The organism is Atopomonas hussainii (genome assembly GCF_900109735.1).
In the GTDB taxonomy this organism is placed as follows: domain Bacteria; phylum Pseudomonadota; class Gammaproteobacteria; order Pseudomonadales; family Pseudomonadaceae; genus Atopomonas; species Atopomonas hussainii.
This window is the reverse complement of the sequence record NZ_FOAS01000011.1, coordinates 24,027-38,484: the sequence shown is the minus strand read 5'-3', so window position 1 is coordinate 38,484 and position 14,458 is coordinate 24,027. Positions and strand designations below refer to the sequence as shown.

Below are 14,458 nucleotides of genomic sequence, written 5' to 3'. Positions count from 1 at the left end.
TGCTCTCGCTTGCCTTGGGGGTCATAGCGTTATCGGCCGCTGATCGGGAAAGTTCAACCACGCCGGCAACACCAACAAATTGCGCTTTTATTAATAAAAGGCACTAAAACAGCACCTGTAAAGCGCCCGGACGGGGGTTTTACGTCTCTTTGGCCGCGACTTTGCTATCATCGCGCACCTTTAAGTAGTAGTTGTCTAGGATTTGCCATGACTGATCGCGCCGCCCGCCAACAGGCTCTCACTAAAGCACTGCAAGAACGCATCCTGATTTTGGATGGCGGCATGGGCACTATGATCCAGAGCTACAAGCTGGAAGAAGCCGATTACCGTGGCGCGCGCTTTGCTGATTGGCCGCAGGACGTCAAAGGCAACAACGACCTGCTGATCCTCACCCGCCCGGACGTGATTGGCGCTATTGAAAAGGCCTATCTGGATGCCGGAGCCGACATTCTAGAAACCAACACCTTCAACGCCACCCGCGTGTCGCAAGCCGACTACGGCATGGAAGAGCTGGTTTACGAACTTAACGTGGAAGGTGCGCGCTTGGCCCGCCAAGTGGCCGATGCGAAAACCGCTGAAACCCCAGATCGCCCGCGCTTTGTTGCCGGCGTACTCGGCCCAACCAGCCGAACTTGCTCGATCAGTCCGGACGTCAACAACCCTGGCTTTCGTAATGTCACCTTCGATGAACTGGTAGAAAACTACGTTGAGGCCACGCGCGGCCTGATCGAAGGCGGCTCTGACCTGATCCTGATCGAAACCATCTTTGACACCCTAAACGCCAAGGCGGCGATCTTTGCCGTGCAGGAAGTATTTGAGCAGCTGGGCATCGAGCTGCCGATCATGATCTCCGGCACCATCACCGACGCCTCGGGCCGCACCCTGTCGGGGCAGACCACCGAAGCGTTCTGGAACTCGATTCGTCACGCCAAGCCGATCTCCGTGGGCCTCAACTGTGCCCTCGGCGCCTCTGATCTGCGCCCGTATCTGGAAGAGTTGAGCAACAAGGCCGACACCCATGTGTCTGCCCACCCCAACGCCGGCCTGCCTAACGCCTTTGGCGAATACGACGAAACGCCCGCCGAGATGGCTGCGGTGGTCGAAGAATTCGCCGCCGCAGGCTTCTTAAACATTGTCGGCGGCTGCTGCGGCACTACGCCGGGGCATATCCAAGCGATTGCCGAAGCGGTGAGCAAATACCCGCCGCGCGCCCTGCCGGATATTCCCCGCGCCTGCCGTTTGGCTGGCCTTGAGCCCTTCACCATCGACCGCAACTCGCTGTTCGTAAACGTCGGCGAGCGCACCAACATCACCGGTTCGGCCAAGTTCGCTCGGCTGATTCGTGAAGAAAACTACGCCGAGGCGCTAGAAGTCGCCCTGCAACAGGTGGAAGCCGGTGCGCAGGTGATCGACATCAACATGGACGAAGGCATGTTGGACTCGCAGGCAGCGATGGTCACCTTCTTGAACCTGATCGCCTCCGAGCCGGACATTTCGCGCGTGCCGATCATGATCGACTCCTCCAAGTGGGAAGTGATCGAAGCAGGCCTCAAGTGCATTCAGGGCAAGGGCATCGTCAACTCGATCTCGATGAAAGAAGGCGTCGAGCAGTTCAAGCACCACGCCCACCTGTGCAAACGCTACGGCGCCGCCGTGGTGGTGATGGCCTTCGACGAACAAGGCCAGGCCGACACCGAAGCGCGCAAGAACGAAATCTGTAAGCGCAGCTACGACATTCTGGTCAACGAAGTGGGCTTCCCGCCGGAAGACATCATCTTCGACCCGAACATCTTCGCCGTGGCCACCGGCATTGAAGAACACAACAACTACGCCGTGGACTTCATCAACGCCTGTGCGTTTATCCGCGACAACCTGCCCTACGCGCTCACCTCCGGCGGCGTATCCAACGTGTCGTTCTCGTTCCGCGGTAACAACCCGGTGCGCGAGGCGATTCACTCGGTATTCCTCTACTACGCCATCCAAAATGGCCTGACCATGGGCATCGTCAATGCCGGTCAGCTGGAGATTTACGACGAGATCCCCAAGGCGCTGCGTGACAAAGTTGAAGATGTAGTACTGAACAAACACGCCGGCGGCACCGAAGCCCTGCTAGCGATTGCCGACAGCTTTAGAGGCGACGGCAGCGTTAAAGAAGCCGAAACCGAAGAATGGCGCAGCTTCCCGGTGGAAAAACGTTTGGAATACGCGCTGGTGAAAGGCATCACCAGCCATATCGTCGAAGACACCGAGCTGTGCCGCCAGCAATGCGCGCGCCCGATTGAAGTCATCGAAGGCCCACTGATGAGCGGCATGAACGTGGTCGGCGACTTGTTCGGCGCGGGCAAGATGTTCCTCCCCCAGGTGGTGAAGTCGGCGCGGGTAATGAAACAAGCCGTCGCGCACTTGATTCCCTTTATCGAAGCGGAAAAAGGCGACACCCCCGAAGCCAAGGGCAAGATTCTCATGGCCACGGTGAAAGGTGACGTGCACGACATCGGCAAGAACATCGTCGGCGTGGTGCTGGGCTGTAACGGCTACGACATCGTCGACTTGGGCGTGATGGTGCCGGCGGAGAAAATCCTCCAGGTCGCCAAAGAAGAAAAGTGCGACATCATCGGCCTCTCCGGGCTGATTACGCCGTCACTTGATGAGATGGTGCACGTCGCCAAAGAGATGCAGCGCCAAGGCTTTGCCCTGCCGCTGATGATCGGTGGCGCGACCACCTCCAAGGCGCACACCGCGGTAAAAATCGAGCCGCAGTACAAAAACGATGCGGTGATCTACGTCACCGACGCCTCGCGCGCGGTGGGTGTGGCCACCAGCTTGCTATCGAAAGAACTCAAGCCCGATTACGTGCAGAAGATCCGCGACGAATACACCGTCGTGCGTGAACGCACCGCCAACCGTAGCGCGCGCACCGAGCGCCTGCCCTACAGCGATGCCATCGCCAACAAGCTGGACTTCGACTGGCAAGGCTACCAGCCACCCAAGCCAAGCTTTACCGGCGTGAAAGTGCTGGAAGACATCGACCTTAACGAACTGGTGCCCTACATCGACTGGACACCGTTCTTTATCAGCTGGGATTTGGCCGGCAAGTACCCGCGCATCCTGCAGGATGAAGTGGTCGGCGAAGCAGCCACCAGCCTGTTTAATGACGCGCAGGCCATGCTCACTAAGCTGGTCGACGAGAAACTCATCAAAGCCCGCGCCGTGCTCGGCTTCTGGCCGGCCAACCAGGTCAAGTTCGACGATATCGAGGTCTACGGCGACAACGGCAAAGCGCTGGCCACCCTGCACCACCTGCGCCAGCAAACCATCAAGCCCGACAGCAAACCGAACCTGTGTTTGGCCGACTTCGTGGCGCCGAAAGAAACCGGCATCACCGACTACGTCGGCGGCTTTATCACCACCGCGGGCATTGGCGCCGAAGAAGTCGCCAAAGCCTACGAGGCCAAAGGCGACGACTACAACAGCATCATGGTCAAAGCCCTCGCCGACCGCCTGGCCGAAGCCTGCGCCGAGTGGCTGCACGAACGCGTGCGTAAAGACTACTGGGGCTACGCCCAAGACGAAGTGCTGGATAACGAAGCGCTGATCAAAGAACAGTATCGCGGTATTCGCCCGGCGCCCGGTTACCCCGCCTGCCCGGACCACACCGAAAAAGCCACCCTGTTCAAACTGCTCGACCCCAGCGCCGACATCGGCAAAGCCGGCCAGAGCGGCGTATTCCTCACCGAACACTTCGCCATGTTCCCCGCTGCCGCGGTATCCGGCTGGTACTTCGCCCACCCCGAAGCGCAGTACTTCGCCGTCGGAAAGGTCGACCGCGACCAAATCGAGGTGTACAGCAAACGCAAAGAACAGGACATCAGCATCAGCGAGCGCTGGTTATCGCCGAATTTGGGCTATGACAACTAATTAAACCCTTAGCAGCCGCCATCAACATGGCGGCTGCTAGTGCTGCTGAGTCAAAGATGACCTTCAAGCAACCCGTAAGACCGCATCAGTGCAGCGCTATTCATGCCAGCAACTTCGCAGAACTCAAACCCAGCCTAACCGCAGCACTTCAACAACAGAGCCCTCTTAAGCGCACGCTGCCACGCTCGTCTCTCAGCTAAATCCCTCCAAAACGATCTTGCCGCGCGCTTTGCCGCTTTCCAGCAGGGCATGAGCTTTACGCAGATTGGCGGCGTTAATAGTGCCGAAGTGCTCGCCGAGGGTGGTGCGCAGTTGGCCGGCGTCGATCAGGTCTGTCACGCGGTTGAGCAGCTTGTGTTGTTCGATCATGTCGGCGGTACCAAACAGTGAGCGGGTGTACATAAACTCCCAGTGCAGCGACAGGCTCTTTTGTTTGAGGGCGCGGATGTCGAGGTTTTCTGGGTCGTCGATCAGCGCCAGCTGGCCTTGTGGCGCGAGGGCTTCGACCAGTTGCGGCAGATGCTGATCGGTATGCGTGAGACTGGCAACGCGCTGCACGGCGTCGATGCCTTGCGCTTTGAGCTGTTCGGTAAGCAGCTGACTGTGGTCGATGACCACATGGGCGCCCAGTTCGCGTACCCAATCGCGGGTTTCTGCGCGCGAGGCGGTGCCGATGACTTGTAAGCCAGTCAGCTGACGAGCCAGTTGAGTGAGGATCGAACCCACGCCACCGGCGGCGCCGATAATCAGCAGGCTGCCATCGGCGGTTTTGCCTTGCGCTACTTTGAGCCGATCAAACAGCAACTCCCACGCGGTGATGGCGGTCAGCGGCAAAGCGGCGGTTTCGGCAAAGCTTAAGCTCGCGGGCTTGCGGCCGACGATGCGCTCGTCCACTACGTGCAGCTCGCTGTTGCTGCCGGGGCGATCTAAGGCGCCGGCGTAGTACACCGCGTCACCGGGCTGGAACAGGCTGACCTTCTCGCCCACCGCGCGCACCACGCCGGCGACGTCCCAGCCGAGCACTTTGGCTTCGCCGTTCTGCGGGGCAACACGCTGGCGAATTTTCGTGTCTACGGGGTTCACCGAAATCGCCCGTACTTCCACCAGCAAGTCATGTGCGCCGGGAATGGGTTCCGGCAGTTGAATATCTTGCAGGGCTTGGGGGTTATCGATAGGTAGCGATTGGTAATAGCCGACAGCTTTCATGGGGAATCCCTTGGCAAGTGTTGATTGCAGTGGAGCCTAGTCTGCACGCGCTAATCAGCGAGAAAAACCGGCAAACCGCGCAGGCACTTTCAATGTTTTATTGAAAATAGCGGATAAAAAAAGCCGCAGGGCAGTGCCGTGCGGCTTTACCACAACCCAACCCGCTTACTGCGCCGGCTCAGCGGCTTTGGCTTTGAGCGCACTCAGCGGCTGGTTCAGCGCTTGGTACTGGTAAGGCTGCAGGCGGAACAACCAGCCCTCCGGCGCGGTGAGTTTCAACACACTGCCCTCTTTGGCGGTTTTAAGCTCGCCTAAGCGCAGCCAAGGCTGTTCGGCTTGCTCAAACAGCTCGCCAGTTAGGCTGTCACCGGCGAAGGTTTTCAGCGTAAAGCTAAGCTTCGGCTTACCCGGCAGGGTGAGCTGCTCGCGCGGCACTACCTCGTTAAAGCTCAACACGCTAAAGGCGTTGGGCATACCGTTAACTAGGCGGTTATCCAAGGTCGCGTCTTTCAGCTCGGCCACGGCAAAGTTGATTTGCTCGGCGCTATCGCGCTGCACGGTAATGGTCTGGCCATCGGCACGCTTCACAGTCAGCGATTGGATGCGATCCAGCGGCAGGTTGAGGATTTCGTTGTTCAACCAATCCATGTCGGTGGACGGCAGCAACAGCGGTTTATCGATCAACCAAACCTGATTATCGCCGGGCATACGCACTAGCTGACCACCACTTTGCCCGGCATTGCCGACCAACAGCTTGAGGGTTTTGCCCTTGGTGAACTTGAGCGTGAGCAAGGTAGCCGCCCCTTCGGCGCTGTCTGGCTCGGCCAGCCCTAAGCGGGCATGAAACTCAGGGCTGGCGGTTTTCGCTTCAAGCTTTTTCGCCTCGCCTAAGTTACGCAGCAGCTCGGTAACCGGCAGGGTATCCGCCGGGTAGCCGTGCTCACTGGTGAGCATCCACTGGCCGTGACTCAAACGCAGTTCAATTTTCGGCGCTTCGCCACGGCTCACGGTAATGCGCGTCAGGCTGGGGCCACGCAGTTTCAGGTCGCTAAACAGCACTTCACTGCTTAAGCCGGCGCCTTCGTCATCGCGCTGTAGCGCGATGACCACCAGCATCAGCAGCGTGGCCGCGAGTAATGCCCATAGATTTCGATGTCCCATGCGCTTCTCCTTAGCCGCGACGGCGGCGCAGCAGCATCAAGCCTAGGCCCAGCAGCGTCAGCAGCAGCGGCACCAGGCCAATGTTGATGAACTTTAGCTGGCCAGCCAGCTGTTCGATCTCGGCATTGAGCTGATAACGCACTTCGCGCAGTTCTTTGCGCAGGCGAATCTTCTCGTTGAGGAACTGCTGCACGGTGGCTTGCTGTTCGGGGGTCAGTTCAAACACCTTGCTCGGATCGTCGCTTTGCTGCAGCGAGGCGAGCTTTTGCTCGGTCTCGGTCAGGCGTTGTTGCAGCACTTGCTCTTTGTCTTGCAAACGCACTTCGGCCTGACGCTGCAGCGCTTCGACCACAGTGAACGGACGACTGAAGCGGCCCCGCGAGCGCACGCTGATCAGCGCTTCGCTGCCGGACAGGTTATCCAGCGCGTTGATCACAAAGTTGGCGTTAGAGGCAAACGGCTGCGGAATGCGCTGGCCGAAGAAGTCCTGCACTTGCACCCACATGCGATCAGCCAGTACGTCGGTATCGGCCACCACAATCAGGTTGATGTTGCTGGCTTCTTTGAGGCCGTCCTGCTGCCCTTCGATACCCTCTGGATAAGCGGATTTAGCCGGGCCAGTGACGCGCGCTGCCAAGGTGTAACGCTCGCCGGTGGGCTCCATTTCGCGGTACAGCTCTTCGGGGTTGCGCAGCATGGCGAAACGGTTGCTGGCAAACGGCATGGCCATATCAGAGCTTTGCACTAACGGGGTGAACGTGGTGCCCGCCCCTTCGCTAGCCGCCAGCATGCCGCTGGTGGCAAAGGCCAAGTTATCCAGGCCTGCACTGACCACGTCGTCATGGTCGAGGCTGTCGCTATCAAGATTCACCCAGCCCACATGGCGCACCGGCTGCTGGCCCTGGGCGACGGTCACGCTCATCGCGTAGCGCGCATCGCCAAGCACTTGCATGGGGTCGTACTGCACGCCCCACGCTTTAAACAGCGGCGCAAGGTCAGAGGCCTTGTTGTTGCTCATGGCATCGGTGAAGTCGTTGGTTTGCTCGCCTTCAGCAAAGGGGTCGACAAACACCAACAGCTTTCCGCCGCGCAGCACAAACTGGTCGATGGCGTACAAGGTCGCTTCCGGCAGTTGCTTAGGGTGCACCAGCAGCAGCACGCCGATGTCGTCGGGGATCTTATCTAGGCCAGCTTTAAGACTCTTGATCTCGAACAGCTGACGCATTTCTTCCAGCACCATCCACGGTTGGGTGGGCTGGCGCTGCATCATGTCGTAGCCGCCATTAATCGGCAGGCTGGAGAGCAAACCCACCGCTGGCTTCTGTGGTTTAGCCAAGCCTTGAATCAGCTGGCTTAACTGGTACTCGAGAAACTCTTCCTGATCGAGCGGGAAGAACGGAATGGTCTGCACATCATCCAACGCGTTGGTGCCGGCCAAGCCAAAGTACAAGGTATCGCCCGTGGCATTCAGCGGTACGCCTTGCAGGCCAAAGCTGGCGGCTTTGTCTTCGGCTTCCGAGAAGGGCTCTGGGTCGACCACGTTAAGCTTGATCTTGCCATCGGCGGCACGCTCGTAAGCACGCAGCAGTTCTTCCACGCGGCTGGCGTAGTTACGCAGCGCCACTAAGTCTTTGGCGGCCTTGTTGGAATAGAAAAAGTACAGGTTCACCGGCTCATCCAGCCCAGCGAGAATCTCGCGGGTGCCGTCAGAGATGGTGAACAGTTTTTGCTCGGTTAAATCCAGCCGTGCGCCGGTTAAGGTGAGGCTAGAAAAACTGTTAAAGACGACAAAAGCCAGCGCAATCAGCAGCAAGCCAGTGCCGGAATAAATCACACGTTTCATCGGCAGGCTCCTTAGTCGGCTTTCTTCAGATCAACCACCACTGCCGTGGCAGCGAGCCAGGCAGCGATCAGCGAGAGGAAATACAGCAGATCACGCAGATCCACCACGCCCTGACTGATGGCTTGGAAACGAATCAAGAACGACAAGGACGACACCGCATCCAGCACGCTTTGCGGTGCCCAGCCATTAAAGGCATCCAGCACCAGCGGAAAGCCGCTGACCACAAACACAAAACAGGTCGCCACCGCCAAGATAAAGGCGATCACTTGGTTGCGGGTTAGCGCCGACATGCACGAGGCAATCGCCAGATAACCGCCAGCCAACAGCCAGCTGCCCAAGTAGCCGGTGATGATCGCGCCATTATCCGGGTTACCCAGATAGTTAACGGTGATCACCATGGGGAAGGTCAGCAGCAGCGCCAAACCGGCAAACACCCACGCGGCTAAAAACTTGCCCAGCACGCTGGCGGTGCGGCTGATGGGCAGGGTCATCAGCAGTTCGATGGTGCCGCTCTTGCGCTCTTCCGACCACAGGCGCATGCCAATGGCGGGAATCAAGAACAAATACAGCCACGGGTGGAAGTTAAAGAACGGCTGCAGATCCGCTTGGCCGCGCTCGAAAAAACCACCCAGATAAAAGGTGAACACCCCGGCCATGACCAGAAAGATCACCAAAAACACATAGGCCAAGGGCGTGGCGAAGTAGCTCGCCAGCTCGCGCTTGAACACTACTGACAAGCCCATCATGCCGCATCCCCCACGGTCAGACGGCGGAATACCTCATCGAGGCGCCCGCGTTCCACATTCACTTCACGCACCGGCCAGTTCTGTGCGGCCAGCAAGGCATTCACTGCGGGGAAGATCACCGCATCGCCCTCTGGCAGCACAGTCAGCTGCAAGCCGTCTTCGCTTTGCTCAACGCCAGCCACACCGGCCAAGGCGGTGAGCGGCTGCACATCCACCGGCTGCTCCAGCACTAAGCTGACCGCCTGATGGTATTTCGACTGGCGTTCCAGCTCGTAGGGCGTGCCATCGGCGACCACTTTGCCGTGGGCGATGATCAGTGCGCGGGTACAAACGGCGGCGACTTCTTCCAAGATATGCGTCGAGACAATCACGATTTTGTCTTTCGCCAAGCTTTGAATCAGCTTGCGCACTTGGTGCTTTTGATTGGGGTCGAGGCCATCGGTGGGCTCGTCGAGGATCAGCACCTTAGGGTCGTGCAAAATGGCTTGGGCCAGCCCCACGCGGCGCTTAAAACCCTTAGACAGGGTTTCGATACGCTGATTAAGCACGCTCTCAAGCTGCACTTTCTCAGAGGCGGTCTGCACCGCTTGGCGCTTGAGCGCGCCTTTTAAACCGCGCACTTCGGCGATAAAGCCTAAAAAGCCGGCCACGGTCATATCGCCATAACAGGGCGCGCCTTCGGGCAAGTAGCCAATCAGGCGCTGCGCGGCGAGGGTGTCACGCTGAATATCGTGGCCAAACACGCGCGCCGTACCGCTGGTGGGCGCTAAAAAGCCGGTCAACATCTTCATGGTGGTGGATTTACCGGCGCCGTTAGGGCCGAGAAAACCGAGCACTTCACCCGGCGCGACCGTAAAGGACAAGCCATCGACAGCCGTGTGCGCGGCAAAACGTTTCGTCAATTGTTGGATTTCTATCATGACCTTCCACTTCCCAATGGAGTGCCCGACTGGGCCGATGCCCGTCGGATTCTGCGAGCCGATACTCTATGAACTGGCCGCTGGCTGTTCAAGACCAACAAAGCACAAAAAAGTTGCGCCAAGCCCAGTATTTTCAGGCAGTTAGCCTCACAAGCCGCTATGTAAGCGGATTTTACCGACAGCCCAAGTTGGGGCACACTAACGGCCTTTCGCCGCATCTGTGGTGCCAGGTTAAGACGTCGTTATGACCCGTAATCCCTTCCGCCGCTTGGGCTTTGGTGCCCTGCGCCGCTTGCTGTTTCTGTGGGTTCGCTCAGAAACCATCCATCAAAGCGCCTTCGATCTGAAGCTCGACCCGACGCTACCGATCATCTACGTGCTGCAACAAACGGCCGTCGCCGATTTGGCGGTAATGGATTTGGAATGCAGCAAAGCCGAGCTACCGCGGCCTATTCTGCCGCTGGCCTTGGGCGATAGCAGCGAGCCGCACAGTTATTTCACCCTCGATCAAGCGCCCGGTTGGTTTGGTCGCACCCACAAACGGCAGATGCCGCCGCGCCTTGAGCGCACCATTGAAGCGGTTAGCCAAGGCCAAGTCGCCGATGCGCAAATTGTCCCGGTCACCGTGTTCTGGGGCCAATCGCCGCGCAGCGAATCCAGCGCGTGGAAGCTGATTTTCGCCGACAGCTGGGCCGTTACCGGTCGCCTGCGTAAATTGCTGGCGATTTTTATTCTGGGCCGCAAAACCCGCGTGCAGTTTTCCACGCCGATTCGCGTCAGCGACTTGCTACAGCACGAGAAAGACCAAGAGCGCACCGTGCGCATGGCGCATCGCCTGCTGCGCGTGCACTTCCACAACATTAAAACCTCGGTGATCGGGCCTGACCTCTCGCACCGCCGCAACTTGGTCAAAGGCCTGCTGGTATCACCACTGGTTAAGCAAGCGATTGCCGAAGAAGTCGAGCGCAGCAAGATCAGCCCGAAAAAGGCCGAGAAACGCGCGCTGTCTTACGCCAACGAAGTGGCGTCGGATTACTCCTACATCGCCATTCGCTTTCTAGAAGTGGTGCTGAAGTGGTTCTGGAACAAGATCTACGACGGCATCGACGTGCATAACCTCGACGAAGTGCAGCGCGTCGCCCAGGGCAGCGAGATCATCTACGTGCCCTGCCACCGCAGCCATATCGACTACCTGCTGCTGTCGTACCTGCTGTTTACTCACGGCCTAACCCCGCCGCACATTGCCGCCGGCATTAACCTCAACATGCCGGTGGTTGGCAGCCTGTTGCGCCGTGGCGGCGCCTTCTTTATGCGCCGCAGCTTTAAAGACAACCGCCTGTACACGGCGATCTTTAACGAATACCTGCACACCCTGTATGCGCGTGGCTTCCCGGTGGAGTTCTTCGTTGAGGGCGGCCGCTCGCGTACCGGCCGCACCTTGCAGCCACGCCCCGGCATGCTGGCGATCACCCTGCGCAGCTACCTGCGCTCGTCGCGCAAGCCGATTGTCTTTGTGCCGGTGTATATCGGCTACGAACGCGTACTGGAAGGCCGCACTTACTTGGGCGAGCTGCGCGGCGCGAGCAAAAAGAAAGAGTCGGTGTTCGATATCTTCCGTGTGCTCGGTGCCCTGAAACAGCGCTTTGGTCGCGTATCGGTGAACTTCGGCGAGCCGATTCACTTAACCGAGTTCCTCAACCAGCAGCGCCCCGGCTGGCAAAACGAAGACCACGGTGCCAACTACCGCCCCGATTGGCTGAACAGCGCTACCGGCGCCTTGGGCGACTGCATTGCCCAGCGCATCAACGCTGCAGCAGCCATCACGCCGGTTAACTTGGTGGCGATGGCGCTGTTGTCCACGCCGCGTCAGGCCTTGGATGGCACCTCGCTGGCGCAGTTGCTCGACCTGTATTTGCAACTGCTGCGCCGTCAGCCGTATTCCGCGCACGCCAGCCTGCCGCAAGGCGATGGCGCGGCGATGATCGAACACGTCGAAGCGTTGGATTTGATCGAGCGACAGAAAGACGCCCTCGGCGATATCTTCCTGCTTGATGAAAGCAACGCCGTGCAGATGACCTACTACCGCAACAACATTCTGCATGCCCTAGCGCTGCCCAGCCTGCTCGCCAGCTACTTCCAGAGCAGCCAAAGCATTAGCCGCCAAGAAGTACAGCGCTTAACCCAAGCGCTGTACCCCTTCCTGCAAGCCGAGCTGTTTATTCGTTGGCGCAGCGATGAACTGGCCCCGGTGATCGATCAGTGGCTCAACACCTTGGTCGAGCAAGGCTTGCTGAACGAGCACGACGGCCAACTGAGCGCCCCCGAGGCCAGCAGCCGCGAATTCGTGCTGCTCAACCTCCTCTCGCGCGCCATTAGCCAAACCTTGCAGCGCTTCTATATGGCGATTGCTTTGCTGGTTAATCATGGCCAACACGCGTTGGATGCTGCCGAGCTGGAAAACCTCTGCGCCGTGATGGCCCAGCGTTTGTCGATTCTGCATGGCTTAAATGCACCGGAGTTCTTCGACAAAACCCTGTTCCGCCACTTCATTGCCACCCTGCTGGAGCAAGGCGTGGTGCGCATTGGCGAATACGGCCGGCTGGCCTATCACGACGAGCTAAGCCTCACCGTCGAAAGCGCCGCCAAGCGTGTATTGCCAGCGGAGCTGCGCCTGTCGATTCGCCAAGTGGCCAACAAGCAAAGCCTGCCTAAACCAAATCAGGCGGCTTAACTACACTGACTGGATGAACGCGGGGTAACCAAGGGAAGCACGGTTTAAGCACGGCTTCCCAAGCCCCGACACTTTGTAAAGGAGAACACCATGCGCTTCGCTCGCCCTGCCCTCACCCTCTTTGCCGGTTTAAGCCTAAGCCTCTCTGCTATGGCCTTAAGCCTTAGCGATTTAAGCCAAGGCGACGCCACCGGCGCACTGCGCTCGGCCCTCACCCAAGGCGCCGAGATGGCGGTAGATAGCCTAGGCCGCACCGATGGTTTACTCGGCAACCCCGAAGTGCGCATTGAGTTGCCCGGCGACTTAGGCAAAGCCGCCAAGATGATGAAAACCTTTGGCATGGGCAGCGAAGTGACCGCACTGGAAACCGCCATGAACCGCGCCGCCGAAGCCGCCGTGCCCGAGGCCCGTAAGTTACTGGTGGATGCGGTGAAGAACATGAGCGTGAGCGATGCCAAAGGCATTCTCACCGGCGGCGACACCGCCGGCACCGAATACCTAAACCGCTCCAGCCGCGAACAGCTGCAAGCGCGCTTCTTGCCCATTGTGAAGCAGATGACCGACAAGGTTGGCCTTGCTCAGCAGTACAACGCCTTCGCTGGCCAAGCCGCGAGCTTTGGTGTGATTGACGCCAAAAGCGCCAACTTAGAAAGCTACGTCACCGAGCAAGCGCTGGACGGCCTGTTCACCCTGATCGGCCAAGAAGAACAGAAGATTCGCCAGAACCCCGCCGAAGCAGCGGGCAGTTTGGCCAAGAAGGTGTTTGGTCTGCTGTAAGCCCATACCCGCCGACGCTAAACAAAGCCCCATGCATTACCGTGCATGGGGCTTTTTAGCACTTGCTTATCAATAAGTCAGCGCTTAAACCAGCAGCTCACCACGGGCGACGATCACCGCCTGCCCGGCAATCAGCACGCGCTCGCCTTTAAGCTCGCACCACAGCTCGCCACCACGTGCCGACACTTGGCAGGCAAACATCTGGCTTTTGTTTAAGCGTGCTTGCCAAAAGGGCATCAGCGCACAGTGCGCTGAGCCGGTGACCGGGTCTTCATCGACACCCACTTGCGGGGCGAAATAACGCGAGACGAAATCACAATCGTCGCCTTCAGCGGTCACAATCACGCCCTGCTGTGGCCAACCACGAATGGCGCGCATATCCGGCGTGCAGGCCAACACCGCAGCAGCACTCTCTAAACGCACCAGCAGGTTTAAGCCGGCCACGGCCTCCACCACGGTTTGTCCCAGCGCGGCTTGCAGCTCAGGCGTTACCGCAAACGGCGCACAGGCTTGCTGCGGAAAGTCCAATTGCAGGCGCCCTTGCGCATCCTCAGCCACACGCAACTCACCGGATAAGCTGGCAAAACGCAGTGGCAGCGGCAGGCCGTACACTTCGCTCAGCACTTGGGCGGCGGCTAAGGTGGCATGGCCACATAAGTCCACCTCGACCGCCGGAGTAAACCAGCGAATCCGCAGGCCTAGCTCGGCATCGGGGCCAACGAATACGGTTTCTGAAAGGTTATGTTCAGCGGCAATCGCTTGCATACGCGCATCGCTTGGCCACTGCTCTAGGCGATACACCATGGCGGGGTTGCCGGCAAAAGCCTGCGCGGTAAAAGCATCTACTTGATAAAACGTTGTAGCCATCGTGTTCTCCCTAATGATTGACCCATTCGCTGCTCACCACCCTATCTGCACCAAAGCCATGCGCAAAGACACAGCTTGCGCGCAAAAGGTGGGCAAATTGTGTGCGCAAGGCCCATTGCGCGGCTGAAAAAGGCCAATAAAACGCTTGTTTCAAAGCCATTACAAAGATTGGCACGCTGCCTGCTTAAGGCTAAGCACGGTCAGCACAACGGCGTGTCTGCCAAACCCTTTTAAGCCTCGCGGTGGCTTTAGCCACACCGGCGCGGCAACGGTTTTTCATACCATCCGC

Annotated in this window: 9 protein-coding genes; 3 read left to right on the top strand and 6 right to left on the bottom strand. The window is 58.8% G+C overall.

Annotation, left to right across the window (positions count from 1 at the left end; genetic code table 11):
- The first annotated feature begins 207 nt into the window (after nt 1-207).
- Nucleotides 208-3,918, top strand: a complete 3,711-nt coding sequence (metH, locus tag BMX80_RS11735; protein WP_074868710.1) for a methionine synthase — start codon at nt 208-210, stop codon at nt 3,916-3,918.
- A gap of 192 nt (nt 3,919-4,110) precedes the next feature.
- Here the strand turns inward: metH and BMX80_RS11730 are convergent, their stop codons facing one another.
- The 5 genes from BMX80_RS11730 to BMX80_RS11710 all read right to left on the bottom strand — a co-directional run bounded on the left by BMX80_RS11730 (nt 4,111) and on the right by BMX80_RS11710 (nt 9,794).
- On the bottom strand, nt 4,111-5,124 hold the full coding sequence (locus tag BMX80_RS11730) for a zinc-binding alcohol dehydrogenase family protein (RefSeq protein WP_074868707.1): 1,014 nt from the start codon (nt 5,122-5,124) through the stop codon (nt 4,111-4,113).
- A gap of 165 nt (nt 5,125-5,289) precedes the next feature.
- Complete coding sequence (locus tag BMX80_RS11725) at nt 5,290-6,285, bottom strand: DUF4340 domain-containing protein (protein WP_074868704.1); 996 nt, start codon at nt 6,283-6,285, stop codon at nt 5,290-5,292.
- Between the two features lie 10 nt (nt 6,286-6,295).
- Nucleotides 6,296-8,128 (bottom strand): GldG family protein, encoded by a 1,833-nt coding sequence (locus tag BMX80_RS11720; RefSeq protein ID WP_074868701.1) that lies wholly within the window; start codon nt 8,126-8,128, stop codon nt 6,296-6,298.
- Nucleotides 8,129-8,139: 11 nt separating this feature from the next.
- Complete coding sequence (locus BMX80_RS11715; RefSeq protein ID WP_071871262.1) at nt 8,140-8,874, bottom strand: ABC transporter permease subunit; 735 nt, start codon at nt 8,872-8,874, stop codon at nt 8,140-8,142.
- Nucleotides 8,871-9,794: an ABC transporter ATP-binding protein gene (locus BMX80_RS11710; protein ID WP_074868698.1), complete on the bottom strand. Its 924-nt coding sequence runs from the start codon at nt 9,792-9,794 to the stop codon at nt 8,871-8,873. Before BMX80_RS11710 ends, BMX80_RS11715 begins: the two co-directional genes overlap by 4 nt.
- Before the next feature lie 244 nt (nt 9,795-10,038).
- Between BMX80_RS11710 and plsB the strand changes: the two genes are divergently transcribed.
- Entirely contained in the window at nt 10,039-12,525 is a 2,487-nt protein-coding gene (gene plsB / locus BMX80_RS11705) for a glycerol-3-phosphate 1-O-acyltransferase PlsB (protein WP_074868695.1), read from the top strand.
- 90 nt (nt 12,526-12,615) lie between these two features.
- The gene (locus BMX80_RS11700; RefSeq protein ID WP_074868692.1) at nt 12,616-13,302 is read left to right on the top strand and encodes a DUF4197 domain-containing protein; all 687 of its coding nucleotides are present in this window, start codon (nt 12,616-12,618) and stop codon (nt 13,300-13,302) included.
- Nucleotides 13,303-13,386: 84 nt separating this feature from the next.
- On the opposite strand, the gene BMX80_RS11695 is transcribed toward BMX80_RS11700, so the two are convergent.
- Nucleotides 13,387-14,169: a PhzF family phenazine biosynthesis protein gene (locus BMX80_RS11695; RefSeq protein WP_074868685.1), complete on the bottom strand. Its 783-nt coding sequence runs from the start codon at nt 14,167-14,169 to the stop codon at nt 13,387-13,389.
- Between the last annotated feature and the right edge of the window lie 289 nt (nt 14,170-14,458).

What these genes read in the sequence shown, in the direction of transcription:
- metH (WP_074868710.1), top strand. Translation starts at nt 208, where the DNA reads ATGACTGATCGCGCCGCCCGCCAACAGGCTCTCACTAAAGCACTGCAA.
- BMX80_RS11730 (WP_074868707.1), bottom strand. Translation starts at nt 5,124, where the DNA reads ATGAAAGCTGTCGGCTATTACCAATCGCTACCTATCGATAACCCCCAA.
- BMX80_RS11725 (WP_074868704.1), bottom strand. Translation starts at nt 6,285, where the DNA reads ATGGGACATCGAAATCTATGGGCATTACTCGCGGCCACGCTGCTGATG.
- BMX80_RS11720 (WP_074868701.1), bottom strand. Translation starts at nt 8,128, where the DNA reads ATGAAACGTGTGATTTATTCCGGCACTGGCTTGCTGCTGATTGCGCTG.
- BMX80_RS11715 (WP_071871262.1), bottom strand. Translation starts at nt 8,874, where the DNA reads ATGATGGGCTTGTCAGTAGTGTTCAAGCGCGAGCTGGCGAGCTACTTC.
- BMX80_RS11710 (WP_074868698.1), bottom strand. Translation starts at nt 9,794, where the DNA reads ATGATAGAAATCCAACAATTGACGAAACGTTTTGCCGCGCACACGGCT.
- plsB (WP_074868695.1), top strand. Translation starts at nt 10,039, where the DNA reads ATGACCCGTAATCCCTTCCGCCGCTTGGGCTTTGGTGCCCTGCGCCGC.
- BMX80_RS11700 (WP_074868692.1), top strand. Translation starts at nt 12,616, where the DNA reads ATGCGCTTCGCTCGCCCTGCCCTCACCCTCTTTGCCGGTTTAAGCCTA.
- BMX80_RS11695 (WP_074868685.1), bottom strand. Translation starts at nt 14,169, where the DNA reads ATGGCTACAACGTTTTATCAAGTAGATGCTTTTACCGCGCAGGCTTTT.